Raw genomic sequence first — 23,908 nt, 5'->3', positions numbered from 1 at the left:
CCGCGGGGAGCCTGTGCCTCCTTTTGTTAGATGCGCAGAACATCCGTTCTGTTGACAAGGATGCGGAAATCCGGCGTCCCCGGGCCGGGTGGACTTCCGTACGATCGGTGCCGTGGACTCGGGGTGGGTGATCGGCGGTCGGTTCACCATGCTCGACCGGATCGGAGCGGGCGGGACGAGCCGTGTGTGGCGCGCGTACGACCATGCCGAGGCGCGGTACTGCGCGGCCAAGCTCGTCCGGCAGAAGGGCCCCACGTCGATGCTGCGCGTCGTCCGGGAACGGGCGCTGCGGCTGGCGCACCCTCATGTGCTGACGCCCTACGCCTCGTGCATGGCGTACGACGATGTGCTCCTCGCCATGGACCTCGTGCGCGGGGGTTCGCTGGAGACGCTGCTCGGGGACTACGGCAGGCTGCCGCCCGAGTACGCGGCCGAGGTCCTGGACCAGTTGCTGGCCGCGCTCAGCCACATCCACGGTGCCGGGGTCGTGCACCGGGACGTGAAGCCCGCCAACCTGCTGCTGGAGCCGAGTCCGGTCGGGGCGCCGCACGTCCGGCTGGCCGACTTCGGGATCGCGCTGGGGGAGGACGACCTGCGCTTCACCACCACCGGCTTCGCGGTGGGGACGCCGGGTTACCTCGCGCCCGAGGTGCTCGACTGGGACCGGCCGGGCCCGCGCCAGGACCTGTACGCCGCCGGCATGGTCGCCTGGCGGATGCTGACCGGGGCCGGGGACCCGGCGCCGCGCCAGCGGATCGGCGCGCCGCCTCCCGGAGTGCCGCCCGTGCTGTGGACGGTCGTCGCCCATCTGTGCGCGGCCGATCCGGCGCGGCGTCCCGCCGACGCCGACATGGCGCGCCGGGCGCTGGCCGGGTGCGGGCTGGAGCTGCGCTTCCCCGTCCGCACGCTGGACGGCGAGCCCTTGCAGATCTTCGACCACCTGGGCCCGCCGCCCCGCTGACCCGCCGCACTCCTGGGCGGTCACCGCACGGGCACGTTGGGGATCTGCCCGAAGGGGCCCGCGTTGAAGGTCACGGTCCGGACGCTCGGAGGGGGAGCGGGCACGTAGAAGAAGCCGCGGTTGTCGGTGCCGGGGTCGTGCCTGAAGGAGGCCCGGCCGGGGTCGACGTAGGTGCCGCCGTCCTTGCCCAGGCGGACGCCGCGGTAGACGATCCGCGTGGACGGGTCGGAGACGCTGAAGTCGCCGAAGGGCCCTCCGCCGGACGTCGAGTAGTCCTCCAGCTCGTTCGGACCGGCGTCCGGGCCGAGGTTGACGATGTCGAACACGGCGACCAGGTACGCGCCGTCGCGGTAGAAGGGCTTCACGTCGATGCGGCGCTTGTCGCCGCCCTGCCCGAAGGACGCGAAGCGGCTGGCCACCGTCGGGCCGTCCGGACGGAACGGCGCCGGCGGGCCGGCGTCGCCGCCCGGGTCGGCCTGCTGTCCGCCGGACGTGGTGCTGCCGGTCCCGGCCGTCCGCTGCCTGATCTGGTAGGAGATCTCCACGCGGCGGTTCTTCTGGCGGGCCTGCGCGTCGTCGGGGCCGCCCTCCTTGGCGATTGGCTCGGTCTCGCCCTTGCCTTCGGCCTTGTACTGGTAGGCGGTGCCGAGGCGCGCCTGGAGCTCCTTGAGGACGGCGTCGGCGCGTCGCTGGGAGAGGGACATGTTGTAGTCGTGGCCGCCCTTGCCGTCCGTGTGCCCGGTGATGAGGATCGGGGGCTTGGAAGGGTCGGCCTTCGCCTTGGTCTCGGCGGCCACCTCGTCCAGGATCGACTCGGCCCGGGCGGAGAGCGTCGCCTTGTCGAAGGCGAACAGCACGTCGGTGCGGAGGCCGACCTTCTCCTCGGCGGCGCTGCTGGTGGTGGACTTCACCTCGCCCTCGGTGATGCCGTAGAGCTCGTAGGCGCCGCCCTTCGCGGGCGCGTCCAGCCCGCGCACGGGCCACGCCACCTGGCTGCCCGGCTTGGGCTTGTCGAAGAAGTCGGGGACGGGGGCGGCCGGCTTGACCGGGCCCTGGCCGTCGACCACGGGGACGCCGGTGAACTCGCCGGCGGTCGTCGGGGTGACGACGGTCATGCGGTCCAGCGACGCGGGGAGCGGCGGGAACTCCAGAATCGTCTCGTAACGCGCGCCCGGGAAGGCGGACATGATGAACAGGTCGCTCCCGACGGTCTTGCCCGTGCCGTTGTTGTCGTACAGCGGCGTGTAGGCCTTGTGGCCTACGGGGTCGACCAGCATGAAGTGCAGGTTGCCGTACGCCGAGCCGGCGATCGTGGTCCCGAAGGAGTAGTGCTCCGGTTCCTTGCCCGGGTTCGTCAGGTAGAAGCGCAGCACCGAGCGGTCGCCGCGCCGCTCCACCTGCTTCATCTCGATCCGCGAGTGCCCGCCGCCCAGCGACGACCAGGCGTCCTTGGCCATCGGCCCGGTGTACGGCTTCGGCTTCTCCGCCGCCGTCCGGTGCGACGCCGGCTTCTGCTCACCGCCGCCGGAGCATCCCGCCAGTGCCATCGGCAGGAGGAGTAAAGCGGTGACGGTCCTTCCAGCGCGCATGGGGGGCCTTTCGGAGTCGGTTTCTGCGGACGCGGGGTGCGGGTCTTGGGGTCCGGCAGGGCGCAGTGGTGAGGGACGTCACCGGGCGGCCGAGATGACCACGCGCCGGTTCTTCGCGCGGCCCCCGGGATCGTCCGAACCGTCCGGCTTGGTGTTGGGGAAGGCCGGTTTCGTCTCGCCGTAGCCGGCGGCCTTCAGGCGGGACCGGTCGATGCCGCCCTCGGTGGCCAGCCAGTCGGCGATCGCCTTGGCGCGGCGCTCGGAGAGGGCCTGGTTGGACGCCGTGTCGCCCTTGGCGTCGGTGTGGCCGTCGACCTGGACGGGCGCGTCGGCCGGGACCTCCTTGCCCAGCGACTCCACGATCTTCTTCAGCTCGGCCGCCGCGGCGGGCTTGATGTCGGCCTTGCCGAAGTCGAAGAGGACGTCCGCCTCGATGTTGAAGGCGATGCTGTCGTCGCCCTTGATGACCTGGCTCGGCCCGGCCACGTAGGACTTGAGGGTCGCCCCGGGGACGCTGACGCCCGGGATGCTGACGCCCGGCACCGACACTCCCGGGACGGTGACCGACGGTATGCACTCGTTCTTGTCGTTGCAGGCGCTCGGGCGGTACAGCGAAGCGCGGTACGCCGAAGCACGGTAGAGGGACGCGCGGTAGAGCGACGCCCGGTACACGGAGCTGACGTATTCGCCCTCCTCCGAGGGCTTGCTCTGGCAGACCTCGTCCTGCGTGACGGCCGGCTGCGTGACCGCCTCGCTCGACACGGCCTCCTGCTCGACCGCCGGGGCGTCGATCCCGGGGGCCTTCACGCCGGGGATCCGCGCGGCGGGGATCGTCACGCCGGGGATCGAGGTCCCCGGAATGCTGATCGCTCCGAGGCAGCCGCCCGGGGCGGGCTTGTGCTCGACGCACTGGGCCGGGACGCGCTGCGCGGGGATGTCCACACCCGGGATCGTCACGGCCGGGATCCTCTGGCCGCCGACCGCGGTCTCCGGGATCCGCACCGGATCGCTGTGCACGGCCGGGATCTCGACCGCCTTGATCAGCTCGCCGCCGCGGGGGCAGCTCGTCGGCTCCGGGGTGGGAGCGGCCGAGGTCGGCGTCGCCGTCCTTCCGGCCGCCCGGCCGGGGCCGGCCTTCTTCGGCTCCCCGCCGCCGCACCCGGCCAGTAACAGCCCTGCCGCCAGGAAGACGGCGAGCCCCGGCGACACGCGCCGCACAAGGCCGACCCTCTGCGCGGAGCGGGCCCTCTGCGCGGAGCCGGTCCTCTGCGTGGAGCGGGCCCTTTGCGGGGAGAGGGCCCTTTGCGTGGAGGCAGCCCTTCGCGCGGGGTCGGCCCTTCGCGCGGGGTCGGCCCTTCGCGCGAGCTCGGCCCCGCGTACGGGTTTGGCCCTATGCGCACGGTCGTCGCCTCGCACGGCGCTCATCCCTTCTGGTAGGTGATCTCGACGCGGCGGTTCTTGGCGCGCCCGGCGGGGTCGTCCTTGCCGCCCTGCTCGTTCGGGGCGACGGGCCTGGTCTCGCCGTAGCCCTTGGCCTCGATCCGCGGGCTCGTCCCCTTCAGGGCGTTCGCCAGCTCGGCCTTGACGGCTTCGGCGCGCCGCTCGGACAGCGCCAGGTTGTAGGCGGGTTCGCCGACGGAGTCGGAATGCCCGGACACCTGGACGGCGCCCCGGGCGTCGCGGAGGCGGGGGGCGAGCCCGGCTATGCGGCGGCGGGCGGCGTCGGTGAGCGTCGCCTTGCCGAAATCGAACAGGACGTCCGCCGAGATGCGGACGGTGACCTGGTTCCCGGCGGCGTCTTCCTCCTCCAGGGGGACCACCGCTTCCTGCAGGTCGATCCCGTACACGGTGGCGCCGGCGTTGAGGGACAGGACGCTCCGGGCCAGGTTCTCGTCGGGCACGCTGGGGTCGGCTCCGGCGACGGACGGGACGGCGAGGACGAGGGCCAGGGCGCCCGCGAGGACGGCCGGACGGCGCGCGCGGCTCACCGCTGGACCGGGATGTCGCGGAACGCGGGCCACGAGCCGATCTGCACGTCGACGGCCTTCACGTTCTCGGGCGGGGCGGCGAAAGAGAAGAAGAAGAGGGTGGGCTGGTTGTTCGGCATCGGCGTGAAGATCTCGTGGGTCTGGAGCTCCTTGTCGCCGGAGTCCCTCACCACGACGTACCGCTTGAGGTTGACCGGGTCGATCAGCGAGGTGCCGAGGCCGTTCTTGCCGTTCAGGTCGTAGGCGTCGAGACGGCCCGGGTTGCCCGGGACGCGCGGCGTGAACCGCACGGTGAGGTTGGCGAGCTTCCCCTTCACCTTGAGACCCATGACGGCGATGTCGACCTTGGCCCCTTGCGCGATGGGGCTGTCGACGGTCCCCTGCACCACCGGCTTGGTTGGGTTGTCGAAGCTCGCCTTGCCCACCGAGCCCTCTGCGCCCCCGCTCCCGTCGCCGGACGAGGACGACCCCGTCCCGGGCAGCGAGCAGCCGGCCAGGCCGCCCACGGCGAGCAGGGCCGCCGCGGCGGCGGCAGCCAGGCGATGTGTCGGCCCCATCGTCGGTCCTCCTGATCCATCACATATGCAAATCGCGTTTCCCGTGGCAACATGGCATCCGGAACGGCATCGTCATGTGCGACCGTGAATCTATCGTTTGCATTTGCGAATCGTCAAGGGGGGGGTGGGGTGCGGTGAGCGTCGCCGAGGACACGGTCGCCCGGAACCGCGCGCTGCAGACCGAGTGGTACGGCGAGCCGCTCGGCGACCGCGTCCGGCCGCTGCTCGGCCGCCTCGGGATGTCGCAGTCCGGGCTCGCCGGCGTGCTCGGGCTGTCCGCGCCGATGCTCTCCCAGCTCATGTCGGGCCAGCGCGCCAAGATCAGCAACCCGGCGGTCCTGCACCGGCTGATGGCGGTCGAGGAGCTCGTGGCCGGGCCCGCCTTCGACGCGCTGCCCGCGGCCGAGGTCCAGGCACGGCTGGAGGAGATCAGGGCGGAGTCCCCGGCCACCACGTCGGGGATGCGCGGCGCGGCCTCCGGGCGCGTTCCGGCGGGGCCCGGGCCGGCGCGTCCCGAGGAACCGGCGGGGCGTGCGGGCGGGCGAGGCGCCGCGGAACCGGCCCGGCTCGTCCAGGCCCTGCTGCGCGAGGTGGCGTCCGCCGCCGAGATCGAGGCCGCCGCCGCGCTCATCGCCGACCGCTTTCCCGACCTCGCCGAGGTGCTGCGGGTGTACGGGACCGGCCGCACGCGCGAGGCCGAGGCGCACTTCGCCCGAACGGTACTGAAGGAGACATCGGACGACCGGACGGTCATGCCGGAGCGGTCTCGTCTCGATTCTGTTTGATCATAACGACTGGTTATGGGTCCCGGGGGCCGCGAAAGGGTCCTGAGCGGGCTAAAGTCTGTGGTCAGGCTCACATCCGGGTCTGCTTGTTATGTATGTCACAGATCCCGGCGGGTGGCGTAGGGTCGCTTCGCTGGAAGCGCACACAAGGCGTCACCGCCCGCATGCGGCACCGGCGCCGACCGCGCGCCCGCGGCCCCGGCCGGGGGCGCCCGACCGGCGACCGGGGCGCGGACGGCCGCATGGTGCGCGCGGACCGTGGTACGGGGACACGACGACCCGAGCTCAGGAGAGCGATCGATGACCACTGTGGAGGCGCCGGCCAAGTCGCGCGCCCAGATCAAGGAACGCACCCTCCGCAAGGACAACTGGCGCCTGTATCCGGTCACGACCTTCGTGATCTTCACGGCCTGGGTGGTGTACGCCACCGTCCGGGCCTTCTGGGGCTCCGCGTTCTACGTGCCGGAGTTCCACTACCTGACGCCGTTCTACTCCCCGTGCCTGAACGAGATCTGCAACAACGTCACGGCGGACGGCCACACGGGCGACGCGGCGGAGTTCGGCACCTTCCTGCCCGCGAGCACCCGCGGCTGGATCCCCTTCGCGGCGATCTCGCTGCCGTTCCTGCTGCTGTTCCGGCTGACGTGCTACTACTACCGCAAGGCCTACTACCGCTCGTTCTGGGCCGCGCCGTCCGCGTGCGCGGTCCGCGAGCCGCACGCGAAGTACACCGGTGAGCGCCGCTTCCCCCTGATCGGCCAGAACCTGCACCGGTACTTCTGGATCGCCGCCGTGCTGATCTCCCTCATCAACACCTGGGACGCGGCCCGCGCCTTCCACGGCAAGGACGGCGGGTTCGGCATCGGGCTCGGCACGCTCATCCTGGTCGCGAACGTGGTGCTGCTCTGGCTGTACACGCTGTCGTGCCACTCGTGCCGGCACATCGTCGGCGGGCGCCTGAAGAACTTCTCCAAGCACCCGTTCCGGTACCGGATGTGGGGCTGGGTGTCCAAGATCAACCAGCAGCACGGGAACTACGCCCTGATCACCCTGGGCTCGCTGGTGGTGGCCGACCTGTACGTCGCGCTGGTGGCCAGCGGCACCATCTCCGACCTGCGTATCTTCAACTGAGGCCAAGGAATCATGACTGAGATCGAGAGGCACTCGTACGACGTCGTGGTGATCGGCGCCGGCGGCGCCGGTCTGCGCGCGGCGATCGAGGCGCGCCTCCAGGGCAAGAAGACCGCGATCATCTCGAAGTCGCTGTTCGGCAAGGCCCACACGGTGATGGCCGAGGGCGGCGCCGCCGCCGCGATGGGCAACGTCAACGCCAACGACAACTGGATGGTCCACTTCCGCGACACCATGCGCGGCGGCAAGTTCATGAACAGCTGGCGGATGGCGGAGCTGCACGCCAAGGAGGCCCCGGAGCGCATCTGGGAGCTGGAGCTGTGGGGCGCGCTGTTCGACCGCACCAAGGACGGCAAGATCAGCCAGCGCAACTTCGGCGGGCACGAGTACCCGCGGCTGGCGCACGTCGGCGACCGGACGGGCCTGGAGCTGATCCGCACCGCCCAGCAGAAGATCGTCGCCCTCCAGCAGGAGGACCACGCCGAGCACGGCGACTACGAGGCCAACCTGAAGGTCTGGGCCGAGACCACGGTCACCCGGCTGCTGAAGGACGCCGACGGCAGGATCTGCGGCGCGTTCGGCTACGTCCGCGAGACGGGCAGGTTCGTCGTGTTCGAGGCGCCCGCGGTGGTGCTGGCGACCGGCGGCATCGGCAAGGCCTTCAAGGTCACGTCAAACTCCTGGGAGTACACCGGGGACGGGCACGCGCTGGCCCTGCTCGCCGGCGGGACGCTGCTGAACATGGAGTTCGTGCAGTTCCACCCCACCGGGATGGTCTGGCCGCCGTCCGTCAAGGGCATCCTCGTGACGGAGTCGGTGCGCGGCGACCGCGGCGTCCTGCGCAACTCCGAGGGCAAGCGGTTCATGTTCGACTACATCCCCGAGGTCTTCAAGAACCAGTACGCCACCACCGAGGAGGAGGGCGACCGCTGGTACGACGACCCCGACAACAACAAGCGCCCGCCCGAGCTGCTCCCGCGCGACGAGGTGGCGCGCGCGATCAACTCCGAGGTCAAGGCGGGGCGCGGATCGCCGCACGGCGGGGTCTTCCTCACCGTCGTCGACCGGATGCCGGGCGGCGCCGCCGAGATCGTCAAGCGGCTGCCGTCGATGTACCACCAGTTCAAGGAGCTGGCGGACGTCGACATCACCAAGGAGCCGATGGAGGTCGGCCCGACCTGCCACTACGTGATGGGCGGGGTCGAGGTCGACCCCGACACCGGCGCGGCGAAGGTCCCCGGGCTGTTCGCGGCCGGTGAGGTCTCCGGCGGCATGCACGGCTCGAACCGGCTCGGCGGCAACTCGCTGTCCGACCTGCTGGTGTTCGGCCGCCGGGCCGGGCTCGGCGCGTCGGAGTACGTGGACGCCCTGCCCGCGCGCCCGGCCGTCCCGGACGACGAGATCGAGGCGGCGACGTCCGAGGCGCTGGCGCCGTTCGAGCGGGAGGGCGGCGAGAACCCCTACGCCGTCCACGCCGAGCTGCAGCAGACGATGAACGAGCTGGTCGGCATCATCCGCAAGGAGGGGGAGCTGGAGCAGGCCATCGAGTCGCTCGGCAAGCTCCGCGAGCGGGTCGCGAGCGTCAGCGTCGACCCCGTCGCGGTCGGCGACGGGCGCGGCTACCACCCGGGCTGGCACCTCGCGCTCGACCTGCGCAACATGCTGCTGGTGTCCGAGGCGGTCGCGAAGGCGGCGCTGGAGCGCCAGGAGAGCCGCGGCGGCCACACCCGCGACGACTATCCGGTGATGTCGCCGGAGTGGCGGAAGATCAACCTGGTCTGCTCGCTGGCCGGCGACCCGTCCGCCCCGCACGTCGAGCTGAAGCGCCAGCCGCTCACGCCGATGCGCCCCGACCTGCTCGAACTGTTCGAGAACGACGAGCTGAAGAAGTACCTGACCGACGAGGAGCTGCCGGCGCGCCTCGCCGAGCAGGCTCCCGCCGCCGCCGACGCCGCGGAGACCGAGGAGGACGACCGATGAGCTACGAGGCGAAGTTCAAGGTCTGGCGCGGCGACGACGGCGCGGGCGAGCTCACCGACTACACGGTCGAGGTGAACGAGGGCGAGGTCGTCCTCGACATCATCCACCGGCTGCAGGCCACGCAGGCGCCCGACCTCGCCGTCCGGTGGAACTGCAAGGCCGGCAAGTGCGGCTCGTGCTCCGCGGAGGTCAACGGCATGCCGCGGCTGCTGTGCATGACCCGGATGTCGACCTTCGACCCGGACGAGACCATCACGGTCACCCCGGTCCGCACCTTCCCCGTGATCCGCGACCTGGTCACGGACGTCTCGTTCAACTACGAGAAGGCGCGGGAGATCCCCTCGTTCGACCCGGGCGACGCCAAGCCGGGCGAGCTGCGCATGCAGCAGGTGGACGTCGAGCGCTCGCAGGAGTTCCGCAAGTGCATCGAGTGCTTCCTGTGCCAGAACGTCTGCCACGTCATCCGTGACCACGAGGAGAACAAGCCCGAGTTCGCGGGACCGCGCTTCCTGATGCGGATCGGGGAGCTGGAGATGCACCCGGCCGACCAGGCCGACCGGCGCAACATCGCGCAGGACGACCACGGGCTCGGCTTCTGCAACATCACCAAGTGCTGCACCGAGGTCTGCCCCGAGCACATCAAGATCACCGACAATGCGCTGATCCCGATGAAGGAGCGCGTCGTCGGCCGCAAGTACGACCCGCTGGTGTGGCTCGGCAGCAAGCTCGGCATCGTGCGCAAGGGCGAGGACACCCCGTCCGCCTGATCGCGCAGAGCCGTCCGCAGGGAGTTTCGCGAACGTCCCCCGCCGCCCCGCGCGACGGGGGGCGTTCGCGTTTTCCGCCGCTTCCCGTCACGGGGGCGACGCTCTGGCGTGCGGCGCTCCCGTGGCCCGGCGGGCGGCGTGCCCCCGGCCCGCCGCCCGCCGTTCCGCCGTTCCCCGTGAACGCCGTGAACGCCTGGACGACCGCCCGGCCGAACACGCCGTGTCCAACACTGGCGCACCCTCGAACGTTCGAGTAGGGATAAGTGCACACAACGCGTGATTGAACCGTGATTCTTTCCCGGGAGGCGGGAACGCTCCAGGCCCTTTAGCGTGGTGGGCATGAGCGCCCTCGAACCGGGCTCGTTCCTCGCCGAGCTCACCCCGGCGGAACGCGAGGAGCTGGCGGCACGCGGCCGCGTCCGCGACTTCGACCGGGGGGAGACGCTCTTCATCGAGGGGGAGGAGCCCGGCTGGGTGGCGGTGCTGCTGCAGGGCCGGGTCAAGGCGTGCTCCTACCGCGAGCTGGGCGGCGAGACGCTGCTCGCGGTGCGCGGCCCGGGGGCGCTGCTCGGCGAGGTCGCCGCGATCGACGGGCTGCCCCGGTCGGCGACGGTCACGGCGCTCGAACCGGTGCGGGCGCTCGCGGTCACGGCCGACGAGTTCATGGCGTTCCTGCAGGCCCACGGACGCGTCTCCATCCTCATCATGCGGATGCTGTGCCAGCGCTGGCGCGACGCCGACCGCAAGCGCGTCGAGTTCGGCATGTTCGACGCGACGGGACGGGTGGCGCAGCGCCTCGTCGAACTGGCGGAGCGGTTCGGGGTCCCCTACGACCGCCGGACGGGCACGCAGGCGGCGGCGGGGGCGGGCGGCGAGAGCGTCCGGATCACGCTGAACCTGTCGCAGGAGGAGCTGGCGGGCTGGGTGGGCGCGTCCCGCGAGGCGGTCAGCAAGGCGCTGCGCACGCTGCGCCGGCACGGCTGGATCGAGACGGGCCGCCGCCGCCTCATCGTCCACGACCTCCAGGCCTTACGCCGCCACGCGCGCTGAGGCCACCGGGCGGCGCCCCGGTGCCGGTCGGATCGCGAGGCGACCCGTACGCTGTGCAGGATGCAGTTGCAGCAGCTCTCCTATTTCGTCGCGGTCGCCGAGGTACGCCACTTCACACAGGCCGCCGAGCTGCTGCGCGTCGCGCAGCCGTCGCTGTCCAAGCAGATCCGCGCGCTGGAGAACGAGCTGAACGTCTCGCTGTTCAGCCGCGCCCGGGGGAACATCACCCTCACGCCGGCCGGTGAGGCGCTGCTGCCGCTGGCGAAGCGCATACTGGCCGACGTCGACACGGCCCGCCTCGAAGTGCAGGAGCTGGTGGGCCTCAAACGCGGGCGGGTGCGGCTCGGCGCGACGCCGTCCCTGTGCGCGGGCCTGCTGGCGGACGTCCTGCGCCGCTTCCACGACGCGTATCCGGGGATCCAGCTCATCGTCGAGGAGGGCGGCTCACGCGACCTCGTCCGGGAGCTGACGCGCGGCTCGCTGGACATGGCCCTGGTCATCCTCCCGCTGCACGGCGACCCGCCGCTGGACACGATCCCGATCCTGCGCGAGCACCTGGTGGTGGCCTCTCCGGCGTGCCCCGAGCCGGGCGCGGCGGAGCGCTCCCCGAAGGCCGCGCAGCTCCCGCGCCGCTCGTACCTGCGCATCGAGGACCTGCAGAACCGCCCGCTGGTGATGTTCCGTCCCGGGTACGACCTGCGCGAGGCGACCATCAGCGCCTGCCGCGCGGCGGGGTTCGAGCCGAGGTTCGCGGTCGAGGGCGGCGAGATGGACGCCGTCCTGCGCTTCGTGGAGGTCGGGCTCGGCATCGCGGTCGTCCCCAGCATGGTGCTGGCCGGACGCCCCGGTCTGCGCGGGACCCCGCTCGTCCTGGCCGACGAGGAGGCGCGCCGCGGCCGCCACGGCCCCGGCCTGCTCCGCACCATCGCCCTGGCCCACCGCAAGGACGTCGAACTCACCCACGCCGCCCGCGCGTTCCAGGAGACCCTCCAGACGTTCCTCGTGGAAGCCGGCCTCGCCGGCACCCTCCCCGCCGGCGTGGAGACCCTCGTCAGCGCCTAGCCAGAGCCGGTCGGCCACCATGCCAACCGTCCGCCATGCCCTCCGGTTCAGCCCTGCTGGAGGGTCAGGTAGTCGGCGGGGACGAGGTGGGGCGGGTTGGCGGCCTGGGTGGCGTCGGGTTCGATGATGCGGAACATGTCGAACAGGACGATCGGCACCTCGCGGCCCAGCACCTTCTGGACGAGGCCGCTGGAGTGCAGGTGCCGCGCGGCGCCGACGCAGAGGTCGTCGAAGTGGGCGCAGAGCCGTTCGTCCCGCTCGTCCTCCGCGTCCTCGCCGGGCTCGTACCAGAGGCCGAGGCGCTTCACCTCGTCCAGGTAGAGGGCGGTGCCCTCCGGGTCGGCGGGGTGGTGGCCGGCCGGGCCCGCCTCCTCCAGCAGCATGTAGGCGTAGCTCCAGCGCACCTCCAGCGGGTCGGCGGAGCCTTCGAGGTTGCGCCGGACGTTGCTCTCGGTGTTGTAGCCGATCGCCATGTACGGGTCGTAGGGGTAGTCGGGCAGCCCGTGGACGGTCGAGAACTCGCCGTGCGAGATCCGGAGCGAGATGACGTAGATGTCGGGGCGGAGGGCCTCGGGGAACGAGAGCAGGGAGTCTTCGGCGGCCCGGCGCATGTGCTGCTGGAGGGTCATCCCGTCATGATCTCTGATCGGGTCTGCGGGGTCTGGAGGTCCTCGAAGATGGCGAGGGCGCGCATCCAGCAGTCGCGGGCGGCGTCCGGGCGGGACATCTGCATGTGGGCGCGGCCGAGGTTGTAGAGGGTCTCGCCCTGGCCCGGTCGGTCGCCGAACTCGCGGAAGACCTCCAGCGCCTTCTCGTAGTGGACGATGGCGGTGTGCAGGCGGCGCAGGCCGTGGTGGGCGTAGCCGAGCCCGTGCAGGGCCCAGCCGAGAGTGCGCCCGTCGGCGTCGAGCGCGAGGTCGTGGGCCTGCTCGAAGTGGTCCAGCGACGAGCCGAAGTCGGCGAGCCCGGCATAGGCGTAGCCGAGGCCGGTCAGCGCGCGCCCCATGTTGCGGCGGTCGCCCAGCAGGCCGGCCAGCAGCATGGAGCGGCGGTGGTGGGCGACGGCCTCGCGGTATCGCTGGAGGCGGCGGCAGGCATAGCCGAGCCCGTGCAGGGCCCACGCCTCGCCCCGGACGTCGCCGAGCCGGGAGAACACCTTGCACGCCGCGGTGAACAGCTCCGCGGACTCCTCGAACCGCCAGCGGCTCTGGCAGGCGTAGCCGAGGCCGCCGAGCGCGTAGGCGATGCCGCGGTCGTCGCCGAGGACGCGGGCGGACGCGAGGCCGGTGCGGAGCGCCTCGTACCAGTCGGTCCAGGCGGTGCGGAGGAAGAAGAACGTCCACAGGGCGAGCGGGAGCCGCCAGGCGATGTCGTGGTGGCCCTCGTCGGCGGCGGCGCGTGCGGCGGCGACCAGGTTGTGCCGCTCGGTCTCGCACCAGTGCCGGGCCTCGTCCGCGGAGGCGAAGGAGAGGGCGCGGCCCGGTTCGCCCGGCAGCGCCAGCGCCGCGGTGACGCGGTCCGGGCACAGCAGGCGGCGCGCGTTGTCGGCGGTGCCCAGGTACCAGCCGAGGACGCGGCGGACGGCGGCGGAGCGCTCGCCAGGCGCGAGGCCGGGCCCGCCGTCGGGGACGGGCACGCCGTACCGGCCCTCGGCGTGCTCCACCAGGCCGAGGCCGTCGAGCAGGACGCGCGCCTCGGCGTCCGGGACGTCGAGGAGGGCCGCCGCGGCCGGGACGGAGATCTCCGCGCCGGGGTGGAGGGCGAGGAGTCGGCGGTCCCGGTCGGTGTCCGCATGCGGCCAGGTCTCCGGCAGCCGCATCCAGGCCCGCTCGCGGAGCTCCTTGACGGCGACGTGCGCGGGCCGGAAGGCGGCCGCGAGGCACGCGGGGTTCTGCCGCACGACCTCCTCGAAGAACCAGCCGGAGGTGATCAGCGCCAGGACGCCGGGGGAGGTGCGCAGCGCGTCCTTGAGCGGGGGCGCCGACAGCAGCCGGAACGCCTTGTTGATCGCGGTGCCGGCCACGCCGTGGTCGTCGTGGTGGACCTCGCCGGCGTGCACGGCGACGCGCACCCGGATGCGGGCGCCCGGCGGGGCGCCGCCGTTGTGCCGTTCGATCAGGGCGGCCAGCCGCGCCGGGAACGGGCCGGCCACCCGCTCCTTCGGCACGTCCGGCCTGATGAGGATCATGGCTCCGTCGCCCCGGTCCTCGCAGTAGCAGGAGGACGCGGGCACGCCGGAGTCGGCGAGGGCCCTTCGCAGGGCGCCGTATAAGCCCGCCCGGACGGCGAGCTGGTCCCCGTTGGTGCGGCGCCCGTAGCCCTCGACGTCAAGGCAGAGGATCGTCCGGTGCACCGCCGGACCCGCTCCGCTTGCACAGTGCATCAGCCCATGCATATGCACCCCCTCATGCATGTGCGTGAGCATGCTACGGCAAGATCACCGCATGTCGAAGCGGTTCGGGGACCCGGCGCGCGCTCGTCGTCAGGCGGTCAGGAGATCCTTCAGCAATCGGGCGCGGACGTCGCCGTCCCCGTCCTGAGGCGGATGCCAGGGGCAGGCGATGTCCAGCGCGGCCACGCGGCCGGTCGCCATGATCCGCCGGACGGACGCGACGACCGCGTCGTAGGACGGCCCGCCGCCCACGGGGAACTTCAGCCCGGGCAGGTCGGCGGCGTCGATGACGTCCACGTCGATGTGCAGCACCAGCGGCCCGGGAGGCAGCGTCACGTCGTCGACCGTGCAGCGCCTCACCTGCGAGGACGCGAGGAACTCCGCCTCGGCCGGGTCGAGGTCGCGGGCGTCCACCAGGACGGCCCGGTCCTCCGCCAGCGTGCGCAGGCCGAGCCGGTCGGCGAGCAGGGCGGTGTCGGCGCCGAGGATCTGCCGGAGCGGCATCCCGCCGATGTAGCCGGACGTCGAGCTCTCCGTGGTGTGGACGTCGCCGTGCGCGTCGAACCAGACGATGGCGGCGTCCACCCCGGCCTTCTGCACGCCCGCGAGGACGGCCTCGGCGGTCAGGCAGACCACACGCGGCATCGAGCCCCTGCCGATCTGCCCGGCGACCTCGGCCGCGACCGGTTCGAACAGGGCCGCGACGCGCTGCCAGACGTCGCCGTCGGGGAGTTCGGGCTCCACCGCGACGACGTCGTGACCGGGGAGGGGGAAGGAGGCGTCGGGGAGCCGTTCGTCCTGGTGGTAGGGCAGCAAAGTGATCGTCATGCGGCCACATTAGAACGGTCCCGCCCGGTACTCCGGGCGGGACCGAGAACAGGGGGCGCGGTTACCGCTTCTTCCCGCCGGCGGTCGCCTTCAGGTAGTCGTGGTTCAGCCGGCCGATGACGTCCAGCGGGATGCCCTTCGGGCAGGCGGCGGTGCACTCGCCGGTGTTGGTGCAGCCGCCGAAGCCCTCCTCGTCGTGGGTCTCCAGCATGGACACGACGCGGTCCCAGCGCTCGGGCTGGCCCTGCGGCATCAGACCGAGGTGGGTGACCTTGGCGCCGAGGAACAGGGCGGCCGAGCCGTTCGGGCAGGCCGCGACGCAGGCGCCGCAGCCGATGCACTCGGCGGCCTCGAACGCGCGGTCGGCGTCCGGCTTCGGGACGGGCGTCGAGTGCGCCTCCGGCGCGGTGCCGGTCGGGGCGGTGATGTAGCCGCCCGCCTGGATCATCCGGTCGAACGCCGACCGGTCGACGACCAGGTCCTTGACGACCGGGAACGCCTTGGCCCGCCACGGCTCGACGTCGATGACCTCGCCGTCCTTGAACTTCCGCATGTGGAGCTGGCACGTGGTGGTGGCGCGCTCCGGGCCGTGCGGGGTGCCGTTGATGACCAGCGAGCACATGCCGCAGATGCCCTCGCGGCAGTCGTGGTCGAACGCGATCGGCTCCTCGCCGGAGGCGATGAGCTTCTCGTTGAGGACGTCCAGCATCTCCAGGAACGAGGCGTCCGGGGAGACGTCGTCGAGCTTGTACTCGACCATCCGGCCCTTGTCCTGCGGGCCGCCCTGGCGCCAGACGCGCAGTGTGAGCTTCATGATTACTTGTACGACCTCTGCGTCGGCTTGACGTACTCGAAGTTGAGGGCCTCCTTGTGGAGGACGGGCTGCTCGCCCTCCCCGGCCCATTCCCAGGCGGCGACGTAGCCGAAGTTGTCGTCGTCGCGCTTGGCCTCGCCCTCCTCGTCCTGGCTCTCGGCCCGGAAGTGGCCGCCGCAGGACTCGGTGCGGTGCAGCGCGTCGACGACCATCAGCTCGGCCAGCTCGAAGAAGTCGGCGACCCGGCCGGCCTTCTCCAGCTGCTGGTTCAGCTCCTCGCCCTTGCCGGTGACCTTGACGCGCGTCCAGAACTCCTCGCGCAGCGCCGGGATGAGGGTCAGCGCCTTGCGCAGCCCCTCCTCCGTGCGCTCCATGCCGCAGTACTCCCACATGATGTGGCCGAGCTCGCGGTGGAAGGAGTCGACGGACCGGTCCCCGTCGATCGACAGCAGCCGCTCGATCCGCGTCCGCACCCGCTCCTCGGCCTCGCCGACCGCGGTCTCGGCGACCGGGGGGAGCTCGTTGCGGGCGATGTAGTCGTTGATCGTGTTCGGCAGGACGAAGTAGCCGTCCGCGAGGCCCTGCATGAGCGCGGAGGCGCCGAGCCGGTTCGCGCCGTGGTCGGAGAAGTTCGCCTCGCCGATGACGAACAGGCCCGGGATCGTGGACTCCAGGTCGTAGTCCACCCACAGGCCGCCCATCGTGTAGTGGACGGCGGGGTAGATGCGCATCGGCGTGTCGTAGGGGTTCTCGCCGGTGATGCGCTCGTACATCTCGAAGAGGTTGCCGTACTTGGCCTCGACCTTGTCCCGGCCGAGGCGGGCGATCGCGTCGGCGAAGTCGAGGTAGACGCCGAGCCCGCCGGGGCCGACGCCGCGTCCCTCGTCGCAGACGTTCTTCGCCGCGCGGGACGCGATGTCGCGCGGGACGAGGTTGCCGAACGAGGGGTAGATGCGCTCCAGGTAGTAGTCGCGCTCGTCCTCGGGGATGTCGTACGGCTTGCGCGTGTCGCCGGCCTTCTTGGGCACCCACACGCGGCCGTCGTTGCGCAGCGACTCCGACATCAGCGTCAGCTTCGACTGGTGGTCGCCGCTGACCGGGATGCACGTCGGGTGGATCTGGGTGTAGCACGGGTTGGCGAACAGGGCGCCGTGCCGGTGGGCGCGCCAGGACGCGGTGACGTTCGAGCCCATCGCGTTGGTGGACAGGAAGTACACGTTGCCGTAGCCGCCGGACGCGAGCACCACCGCGTCTGCCGTGTAGTGCTTGACCTCGCCGTTGATCAGGTTCCGGACGACGACGCCGCGCGCCCGCCCGTCCTCCATGATCAGGTCGAGCATCTCGTGCCGCGGGTACAGCTCCACGTTCCCGGCGTCCACCTGCCGCATCAGCGCCTGGTAGGCGCCGAGGAGCAGTTGCTGGCCCGTCTGGCCGCGCGCGTAGAAGGTGCGGGACACCTGCGTGCCGCCGAAGGAGCGGTTGTCGAGCAGGCCGCCGTACTCGCGGGCGAACGGGACGCCCTGCGCGACGCACTGGTCGATGATCTGCCGGGAGATGTCTGCGAGCCGGTAGACGTTCGACTCGCGGGAGCGGAAGTCGCCGCCCTTGACCGTTTCGTAGAACAGCCGGTACACGCTGTCGCCGTCGTTGCGGTAGTTCTTGGCGGCGTTGATGCCGCCCTGCGCGGCGATCGAGTGGGCGCGGCGCGGGGAGTCCTGGAAGCAGAACTGCTGGACGTGGTAGCCGGCCTCGCCGAGGGTGGCGCCGGCCGAGCCGCCGGCCAGCCCCGTGCCGATGATGATGATCTTCTTCTTGCGCTTGTTGGCGGGGTTGACCTGCTTGGCCTCGAACTTGCGGGTCGTCCAGCGCTCCTCGATGGGGCCCTTGGGCGCCTTGGCGTCGGCGATCGGCTCGCCGGACTTGTAGAAGCCGTTTGTCATGTCCTCAGCTGCCATGTGATCAGCTCACCCATCCGAAGGTGATGGAGACGGGGACGGCGACGAAACCGAGCGTGACCAGCGCGGCGACGGTCGCGGAGAGGCCCCGCAGGGCGTTGTGGCTGCGCGGGCCGCGCATTCCGAGCGTCTGGAACGCGCTCCAGATGCCGTGGTTGAGGTGGAGGCCGACGAGCAGGACCGCGACGACGTACCAGACGGTGATGTACCAGCGGGACGGGTCGAAGTCGGCGACCATCCGCTCGTAGGGGGTGGCGTCGGCGCCCTTGGGGTTCAGGGCGAAGAACGTGAGGTCCAGCAGGTGCCAGACGACGTAGACGGCGATGATGACGCCGCCGTACCGCATCGTCCGGGCGGCATAGCCCTGCGCGTGGGACTTCTTGCGCGACTGGTACTTCACGGGGCGGGCTGCCGAGGCGCGGCGCGCGAGCGACACCGCCGACCACATGTGCAGGACGACCGACACGCCGAGCACGAGCTCGATGACCGTCAGTACGGTCCGGTACGGGACCGCGGGCTCGCCCATCGTGCGCAGCCAGTGCGCGTAGTGGTTGAAGTCCTCCGCGCCGAGGAAGATCTTCAGGTTCCCGATCATGTGCAGGACCAGGTACAGCACGAGGATGCCGCCGGTGACGGCCATGACGGCCTTCTTGCCGACGGTCGACCGGTAGATCGCAGGTATCGCTATAGCCACGACCTGCACGCTATGTCCGGTTCGGCGATTCGTTCCAAGTCATGAACGCACTTGTGGCGATAGCCGCAGGCTATGAACACATGCGGCGAGGCCCTTGTGGCCGTTCCGTGACAATCGTCCGGGTGAGGGACTTCACAGCGGGTGCGGGAACCTCATCGGGGAGTGACCTAGAAGACATTGACTGAGGTCAGGAGCTTGTGATCAGCGTTCCCGATCAGCGCCCGGACCCGTCGTGGCCGGCCTGCCGCGACAGCAGGAGGACGGCGAGGTCGTCGGTGAGGGCGTCGCCGTTGAGCCGCTCGACCTCGCCCACCAGCGCGTCGATCAGCGACCGTCCGGCCGCGCCGCGGGTGCGCGCGGCGCGGGCGAGGTCGACCAGGCCCTCGGTGCCGAGCCGGTCGGAGCCGTCGCCGACCCGTCCCTCGATCAGGCCGTCGGTGTAGAGCATCAGGCCCCAGGACTCGCCGAGGTCGATCTCGGTGGTCGGCCACTCCGCGCCGGGCACGAGGCCGAGCGCCGGGCCGTGCGCGTAGTCGGGGAGCGCCGCGACCTCGCCGCCGTCGCCCGGCGCCCCGCGGAACAGCAGCGGCGCGGGATGGCCGGCCAGGTGCATCCGGGCGGTCCGCCGGGACGGCGCGATAGTGATCATGCAGAGGGTGGTGAAGATCTCCTCGCTGCGCCGCTCGTGGCCGAGGACGGTGTCGAGGGTGCCGAGGAGCTGCTCGCCGGTGTGCCCGGCGAGGACGAGGGTCCGCCACGCCATCCGGAGCTGGACGCCGAGGGCCGCCTCGTCGGGGCCGTGCCCGCAGACGTCCCCGATCATCAGGTGGACGGCGCCGCCCTCGGTCTGCACGGTGTCGTAGAAGTCGCCGCCGAGCAGCGCCCGCCGCCGGCCCGGCCGGTAGCGGGTGTGGTGCCGCAGGGACGGGTCCTCGATCAGCGGGACCGGCAGCAGGCCGCGCTCCAGCCGGGCGTTCTCGCGGCCGAGGATGCGGGCCTCGACGAGCCGCCGCTCGGTCTCCTCCGAGCGCTTGCGCTCGATGGCGTAGCGGATCGCGCGGGCCAGCAGCGGCCCGTCGACCTCCTGCTTGACCAGATAGTCCTCGGCGCCCGCGGCGACCGCCCGGACGCCGAGCCGGCCGTCGTCCAGGCCGGTCAGCACGACGACGGCGGCCGGGCCGGAGAACGCGAGCACCTGGTGCAGCCCCTCCAGCCGGTCGATGCCGGGCGTGGAGAGGTCGACGATGATGCACTGGGTGCGGCGCGTCAGCATGCGCCGCGCGGAGTCGAGGTCGCTCGCCACGGTGATCTCCGTGTCCAGACCGCTGTCGGCGAGCATCTTCTCCACCATGAGCACGTCGGTGGGGTCGTCGTCGATGAGGAGCAGGTCGATCCTGTCCTCGGTACCTGGCGTGAGGGGATGCGTCTGGTGACTGATGGTGCTCACAGGTCATTCCGGACTGTCGGGCTGGCGACGGCACTGGCAACGGCCGGGTCGTCCCGCCTGTTCCTGCGGCCGCAGGAGCGGTACGGGCCGCGCCGGGGCAGCGGCATGGGCCTAGCCGCCAGGGTCCCGGCTCATGGAGCGGAGGAAGCATCGCTCCGTACGGTGACGACTTTAGCGTGTCACCGCGGCCGGGCGCATCCCCCGAGCCCGGCTTCGCGAGGGTTTCCGGACCGTCCGAAACCTGTTCGTCCTGCTGAAAAACCAGTCGTGCGACAAGGGTCGCGCTGCATAGCCTTCGTCGCGTGAAGCCGTTGCCAGAAAAGAATCCTGGCGGCCCTGACCACGTCACCCGAGGGGGAGCGAACCCCCTCGATCCCTGGAGTGCCTCACGCGCCGACCGCCGTGCCCCGGCGCGCTACCTGCTCGCGCTGCTGCGCGCCCAGTGGCGCAGCGTGACCGCGGGCGCCCTCCTCGGGGTGGCCTGGATGCTCAGCCAGGCGCTGATGCCCGCCGCGCTCGGCCGCGCCATCGGCGACGGCGTCGCGGCGCGGGACGAGCGCGCCCTCGTGGCGTGGGCGGCCGTCCTGCTCGGCCTCGGCGTCGCGCAGGCCGTGACGGGCGTGCTCCGGCACCGGTTCGCCGTGTTCAACTGGCTGGCCGCCGCGTACCGGACCGTCCAGCTCGTCACCCGGCAGACCACCCGCCTCGGTTCGACGCTGCCGAAGCGGCTGACCGCGGGCGAGGTGGTGAGCGTCGGCATGTCCGACGTGGCGCACATCGGGGAGGCCCTCGACATCATCGCGCGCGGGTCGGGCGCCGTGGTCTCGATCGTCGTCGTGGCCGGCCTCCTGCTGACGACGTCGCCGCCGCTCGGCCTGATCGTGCTGGTCGGCGTCCCGCTGATCCTGGTGGCCGCGGCGCCGCTGCTGCGCCCCTACCGCGAGCGGGAGCAGGCGCACCGCGAGCTGGTCGGCGAGCTGACCACGCACGCCACCGACCTGGTCGCGGGCCTGCGGGTGCTGCGCGGGATCGGCGGCGAGACGCTGTTCTCCGGCCGCTACCGCGCCGAGTCGCAGCGGGTGCGCGCGGCCGGGGTGGCGGTCGCGCGGGCCGAGACGCGGATGAACGGCGCCGAGGTGCTCCTGCCCGGCCTCCTGGTCGCGCTGGTCACCTGGGCCGGCGCCCGGTTCGCCGTGCGGGGGGCGATCGGCGTCGGGGAGCTGGTCGCCTTCTACGGGTACGCGGTGTTCCTGATCGTCCCGCTGAAGACCCTCGGCGAGGCCGCCAGCAAGATCACCAAGGGCCTGGTGGCGGCGGGCCGGGTCACCGCGCTGCTGCGGCTCGACCCCGAGCTGCCCGCCGCCGGGACGGCCCGGCCGCCGGCCGGCGCCGAGCTGGTCGACATCGCGTCCGGGCTGGTCGTGCGGCCGGGCCGGGTCACCGCGGTCGCGGCGGCCGGCCCGCGCGACGCGCAGGCGATCGCCGACCGCCTCGGCCGGTACGCCGACGGCGAGGTCGACTTCGGCGGCGTCCCGCTGCGCGCGGTCGCGGACGTCCGGAAGCGGATCCTGGTCGCGGTCAACGAGGACCGGCTGTTCTCCGGCCCGCTGGCGGAGTCCCTCGCGCCGGACGCCGACGGGCCCGCGCTTCAGGCCGCGGTCCGCGCGGCCTGCGCCGAGGACGTCGTCGACGCTGTCGGGCTCGACGCGCACGTGGCCGAGGCAGGGCGGGAGTTCTCCGGCGGCCAGCAGCAGCGCCTCCGCCTTGCGCGGGCGCTCGCCGCCGACCCCGACGTCCTCGTCCTGGTGGAGCCGACCAGTGCGGTGGACGCGCACACCGAGGCGCGCATCGCCGAAAGGCTCGGCGAAGCGCGCGCGGGCCGCACCACCGTGGTGTGCACGACGAGCCCGCTGATGCTGGACCGCGCCGACCACGTCGCCTTCGTCCGGGACGGCGTGGTCGTCGCGGAGGGAACACACCGGGAACTGCTGGACGCCGAGCCGCGCTACGCGGCGACCGTCACCAGAGGCGAGGCGGCGGAGAGGGCGACGACGTGAGCAACCAGATCCTGCCGGTCGCGACACCCGCGCAGGTGCGGGCCTATGCCCGGCGCCTCGTGCTCCGGCATCCCCGCGACCTCGCCGCGGTGCTGGGCCTGCACGCGCTGGCCGCCGCCACCGGGCTCGTCACGCCGCGGCTGCTCGGCGCGCTGGTCGAGGACGTCCGCGACGGCCGCGCCGACATCGACACCACCGGCCTCGCCATCGCCGGGTTCGTGATCCTCCAGGGCGTGCTGATCCGGTACGCCTACCTGGCGTCGGCGAAGCTGGGCGAGCGGGTGCTGGCCGAGCTGCGGGAGGAGTTCGTCGACCGCGTCTTGGCGCTGCCGCTGTCCACGGTCGAGCGCGCGGGGACCGGCGACCTGGTCACCCGCGCGTCCCGCGACGTGGACACGCTGAGCACCTCCGTCCGGTACGCGATGCCGGAGACGCTCGTCGCCGTCGTCGTGGGCGGGCTCACCGTCGCCGCGCTGATGCTGAACGGCCCGCTGGTCGCGCTGCCCGCGCTGGTCGCCGTGCCGCTGCTGGTCGCGGTGATGCGCTGGTACCTGCCCCGCGCCCACGAGGGCTACCTGCGCGAGAACGCGGCCTGGGCGCGCATCGGCGACGGGCTGGCCGAGACCGTCCAGGGCGCCCGGACCGTGGAGGCCCTCGGCCTCGCCGAGCGGCGGCACGAGCGCGGCGACGCCGACATCGCGGCGTCCTACAAGGTGGAGCGGTACACGCTGCGCCTGCGCACGGTGCTGTTCCCGGTGATGGAGATGAGCTTCGTCCTGCCCGTCGTGTCGACGCTGCTCGTCGGCGGCCTGCTCTACATGAACGGCATGGCGACGCTCGCGCAGGTGACCACCGCGACCCTGTACGCCCAGCAGCTCATCGAACCGGTCGACGCGCTCATGTCCTGGCTGGACGAGTTGCAGCTCGGCGGCGCCTCCCTGGCCCGGCTGCTCGGCGTGGGCACCGTCCCGCCCGACCGCGCGCCCGGCGACAGGCGGCCCGCCGGCGAGCGGATCACGGCGCGCGACGTCCACTACTCCTACCGGCCCGGCCACGACGTCCTGCACGGCGTGGACCTCGACCTGCGGCCGGGCGAACGGCTCGCGATGGTCGGGCCCAGCGGCGCGGGCAAGTCGACGCTCGGCCGCCTGCTCGCCGGCGTCGACGGCCCGCGCGCGGGCGCCGTCACCGTCGGCGCGGACGGCGGCGTCCCCCTGGTCGAGCTGCCCCTGGACGACCTGCGCGGCCATGTCGCGCTGGTCACCCAGGAGCACCACGTGTTCCGCGGCACCCTCCGCGAGAACCTCGTGATGGCCCGCCCGGACGCCACCGACGACGACATCCGCGAGGTCCTCGAAGCCGTCGATTGGGACGGCCCCGCCCTCGACACCGCCGTCGGCTCGGGCGGCGAGACCCTGTCGCCCGCCCAGGCGCAGCAGCTCGCCCTGGCCCGGCTCGTCCTCGCCGACCCGCACACGCTCGTCCTGGACGAGGCGACGTCGCTGCTCGACCCGCGCGCCGCCCGCCGCCTGGAACGCTCGCTCGCCGCCGTCCTGGACGGCCGCACCGTCGTCGCCATCGCGCACCGCCTCCACACCGCCCACGACGCCGACCGCGTGGCCGTGGTGGAGGACGGCCGCATCACCGAACTGGGCACCCACGACGCCCTCCTGGCCGCCCAGGGCTCCTACGCTGCGCTTTGGAGCTCCTGGCGGAGCTAGCCTTTCTCTCCTCCTTCGGGCCTGGCGGCCCTCCATCGTCGAGAAAGGCGGGCGATCGCTGGCATCGCTCCGTCTCGCCTTGCGGCTCGCTGCGCGATCAGGTTCTCGCTTCGCTCGAACCTGCCTTCGG

The 23,908-nt window shown here is 72.2% G+C and carries 20 protein-coding genes; 9 read left to right on the top strand and 11 right to left on the bottom strand.

Annotated elements, in window-relative coordinates; genetic code table 11:
- Window positions 1-112: 112 nt before the first annotated feature.
- Window positions 113-961 (top strand): serine/threonine-protein kinase, encoded by an 849-nt coding sequence (locus K4S16_RS21735; protein WP_149260852.1) that lies wholly within the window; start codon window positions 113-115, stop codon window positions 959-961.
- A gap of 20 nt (window positions 962-981) precedes the next feature.
- Here the strand turns inward: K4S16_RS21735 and K4S16_RS21730 are convergent, their stop codons facing one another.
- The 4 genes from K4S16_RS21730 to K4S16_RS21715 all read right to left on the bottom strand — a co-directional run bounded on the left by K4S16_RS21730 (window position 982) and on the right by K4S16_RS21715 (window position 5,095).
- A complete protein-coding gene (locus tag K4S16_RS21730; RefSeq protein WP_160160982.1) occupies window positions 982-2,508 on the bottom strand; it encodes an OmpA family protein in 1,527 nt (508 codons plus the stop codon).
- Between the two features lie 120 nt (window positions 2,509-2,628).
- Window positions 2,629-3,768, bottom strand: coding sequence for an OmpA family protein (locus tag K4S16_RS21725; protein ID WP_160160981.1), 1,140 nt, complete (start codon window positions 3,766-3,768; stop codon window positions 2,629-2,631).
- Between the two features lie 203 nt (window positions 3,769-3,971).
- A complete protein-coding gene (locus tag K4S16_RS21720) occupies window positions 3,972-4,538 on the bottom strand; it encodes an OmpA family protein (protein WP_149260849.1) in 567 nt (188 codons plus the stop codon).
- Window positions 4,535-5,095, bottom strand: coding sequence for a hypothetical protein (locus tag K4S16_RS21715; RefSeq protein WP_149260848.1), 561 nt, complete (start codon window positions 5,093-5,095; stop codon window positions 4,535-4,537). The genes K4S16_RS21720 and K4S16_RS21715 overlap by 4 nt, the downstream gene beginning before the upstream one ends.
- 134 nt (window positions 5,096-5,229) lie before the next feature.
- Here K4S16_RS21715 and K4S16_RS21710 point away from each other — a divergent pair, with 134 nt between their 5' ends.
- The 6 genes from K4S16_RS21710 (at window position 5,230) to K4S16_RS21685 (ending at window position 11,870) form a co-directional block, all read left to right on the top strand.
- Window positions 5,230-5,880 (top strand): helix-turn-helix domain-containing protein, encoded by a 651-nt coding sequence (locus K4S16_RS21710; RefSeq protein ID WP_200842028.1) that lies wholly within the window; start codon window positions 5,230-5,232, stop codon window positions 5,878-5,880.
- A gap of 300 nt (window positions 5,881-6,180) precedes the next feature.
- A complete protein-coding gene (locus tag K4S16_RS21705; protein ID WP_149260847.1) occupies window positions 6,181-7,011 on the top strand; it encodes a hypothetical protein in 831 nt (276 codons plus the stop codon).
- A gap of 12 nt (window positions 7,012-7,023) precedes the next feature.
- On the top strand, window positions 7,024-8,991 hold the full coding sequence (locus K4S16_RS21700) for a fumarate reductase/succinate dehydrogenase flavoprotein subunit (RefSeq protein WP_149260846.1): 1,968 nt from the start codon (window positions 7,024-7,026) through the stop codon (window positions 8,989-8,991).
- Window positions 8,988-9,758, top strand: coding sequence for a succinate dehydrogenase/fumarate reductase iron-sulfur subunit (locus K4S16_RS21695; protein WP_149260845.1), 771 nt, complete (start codon window positions 8,988-8,990; stop codon window positions 9,756-9,758). The genes K4S16_RS21700 and K4S16_RS21695 overlap by 4 nt, the downstream gene beginning before the upstream one ends.
- Before the next feature lie 339 nt (window positions 9,759-10,097).
- Window positions 10,098-10,808, top strand: a complete 711-nt coding sequence (locus tag K4S16_RS21690; protein ID WP_149260844.1) for a Crp/Fnr family transcriptional regulator — start codon at window positions 10,098-10,100, stop codon at window positions 10,806-10,808.
- Between the two features lie 60 nt (window positions 10,809-10,868).
- Window positions 10,869-11,870, top strand: a complete 1,002-nt coding sequence (locus K4S16_RS21685) for a LysR family transcriptional regulator (RefSeq protein ID WP_149260843.1) — start codon at window positions 10,869-10,871, stop codon at window positions 11,868-11,870.
- Between the two features lie 47 nt (window positions 11,871-11,917).
- On the opposite strand, the gene K4S16_RS21680 is transcribed toward K4S16_RS21685, so the two are convergent.
- From K4S16_RS21680 to K4S16_RS21650, 7 genes are all read right to left on the bottom strand, one after another.
- Window positions 11,918-12,499, bottom strand: a complete 582-nt coding sequence (locus tag K4S16_RS21680) for a hypothetical protein (RefSeq protein WP_149260842.1) — start codon at window positions 12,497-12,499, stop codon at window positions 11,918-11,920.
- Entirely contained in the window at window positions 12,496-14,223 is a 1,728-nt protein-coding gene (locus K4S16_RS21675) for a tetratricopeptide repeat protein (protein WP_149260841.1), read from the bottom strand. The genes K4S16_RS21680 and K4S16_RS21675 overlap by 4 nt, the downstream gene beginning before the upstream one ends.
- Window positions 14,224-14,352: 129 nt before the next feature.
- On the bottom strand, window positions 14,353-15,090 hold the full coding sequence (locus K4S16_RS21670; RefSeq protein WP_235036975.1) for an arginase family protein: 738 nt from the start codon (window positions 15,088-15,090) through the stop codon (window positions 14,353-14,355).
- A gap of 61 nt (window positions 15,091-15,151) precedes the next feature.
- Window positions 15,152-15,904, bottom strand: coding sequence for a succinate dehydrogenase/fumarate reductase iron-sulfur subunit (locus tag K4S16_RS21665; RefSeq protein ID WP_149260840.1), 753 nt, complete (start codon window positions 15,902-15,904; stop codon window positions 15,152-15,154).
- Window positions 15,905-15,906: 2 nt separating this feature from the next.
- Window positions 15,907-17,844, bottom strand: coding sequence for a fumarate reductase/succinate dehydrogenase flavoprotein subunit (locus K4S16_RS21660; protein WP_149261221.1), 1,938 nt, complete (start codon window positions 17,842-17,844; stop codon window positions 15,907-15,909).
- 19 nt (window positions 17,845-17,863) lie between these two features.
- Window positions 17,864-18,553 (bottom strand): succinate dehydrogenase cytochrome b subunit, encoded by a 690-nt coding sequence (locus K4S16_RS21655; protein WP_149260839.1) that lies wholly within the window; start codon window positions 18,551-18,553, stop codon window positions 17,864-17,866.
- Window positions 18,554-18,767: 214 nt separating this feature from the next.
- Entirely contained in the window at window positions 18,768-20,000 is a 1,233-nt protein-coding gene (locus K4S16_RS21650; protein ID WP_149260838.1) for a PP2C family protein-serine/threonine phosphatase, read from the bottom strand.
- Between the two features lie 302 nt (window positions 20,001-20,302).
- Between K4S16_RS21650 and K4S16_RS21645 the strand changes: the two genes are divergently transcribed.
- Both K4S16_RS21645 and K4S16_RS21640 read left to right on the top strand, forming a co-directional pair.
- Window positions 20,303-22,057, top strand: coding sequence for an ABC transporter ATP-binding protein (locus tag K4S16_RS21645; protein WP_308800806.1), 1,755 nt, complete (start codon window positions 20,303-20,305; stop codon window positions 22,055-22,057).
- Entirely contained in the window at window positions 22,054-23,778 is a 1,725-nt protein-coding gene (locus K4S16_RS21640) for an ABC transporter ATP-binding protein (RefSeq protein WP_149260837.1), read from the top strand. Before K4S16_RS21645 ends, K4S16_RS21640 begins: the two co-directional genes overlap by 4 nt.
- Window positions 23,779-23,908 lie beyond the last annotated feature (130 nt).

Origin of the sequence: Actinomadura sp. K4S16 (genome assembly GCF_008327685.1) — a bacterium.
Taxonomy (GTDB): Bacteria; Actinomycetota; Actinomycetes; order Streptosporangiales; family Streptosporangiaceae; genus Spirillospora.
The sequence above is the reverse complement of the archived record's forward strand: the minus strand, read 5'-3'. Positions and strand labels throughout refer to the sequence as shown.

Bases quoted from the DNA above. Each gene is read 5' to 3' on its own strand.
- K4S16_RS21730 (WP_160160982.1), bottom strand. From the start codon at position 2,508: ATGGCACTGGCGGGATGCTCCGGCGGCGGTGAGCAGAAGCCGGCGTCG.
- K4S16_RS21715 (WP_149260848.1), bottom strand. From the start codon at position 5,095: ATGGGGCCGACACATCGCCTGGCTGCCGCCGCCGCGGCGGCCCTGCTC.
- K4S16_RS21705 (WP_149260847.1), top strand. From the start codon at position 6,181: ATGACCACTGTGGAGGCGCCGGCCAAGTCGCGCGCCCAGATCAAGGAA.
- K4S16_RS21700 (WP_149260846.1), top strand. From the start codon at position 7,024: ATGACTGAGATCGAGAGGCACTCGTACGACGTCGTGGTGATCGGCGCC.
- K4S16_RS21695 (WP_149260845.1), top strand. From the start codon at position 8,988: ATGAGCTACGAGGCGAAGTTCAAGGTCTGGCGCGGCGACGACGGCGCG.
- K4S16_RS21690 (WP_149260844.1), top strand. From the start codon at position 10,098: ATGAGCGCCCTCGAACCGGGCTCGTTCCTCGCCGAGCTCACCCCGGCG.
- K4S16_RS21685 (WP_149260843.1), top strand. From the start codon at position 10,869: ATGCAGTTGCAGCAGCTCTCCTATTTCGTCGCGGTCGCCGAGGTACGC.
- K4S16_RS21680 (WP_149260842.1), bottom strand. From the start codon at position 12,499: ATGACCCTCCAGCAGCACATGCGCCGGGCCGCCGAAGACTCCCTGCTC.
- K4S16_RS21670 (WP_235036975.1), bottom strand. From the start codon at position 15,090: ATGACGATCACTTTGCTGCCCTACCACCAGGACGAACGGCTCCCCGAC.
- K4S16_RS21665 (WP_149260840.1), bottom strand. From the start codon at position 15,904: ATGAAGCTCACACTGCGCGTCTGGCGCCAGGGCGGCCCGCAGGACAAG.
- K4S16_RS21660 (WP_149261221.1), bottom strand. From the start codon at position 17,844: ATGACAAACGGCTTCTACAAGTCCGGCGAGCCGATCGCCGACGCCAAG.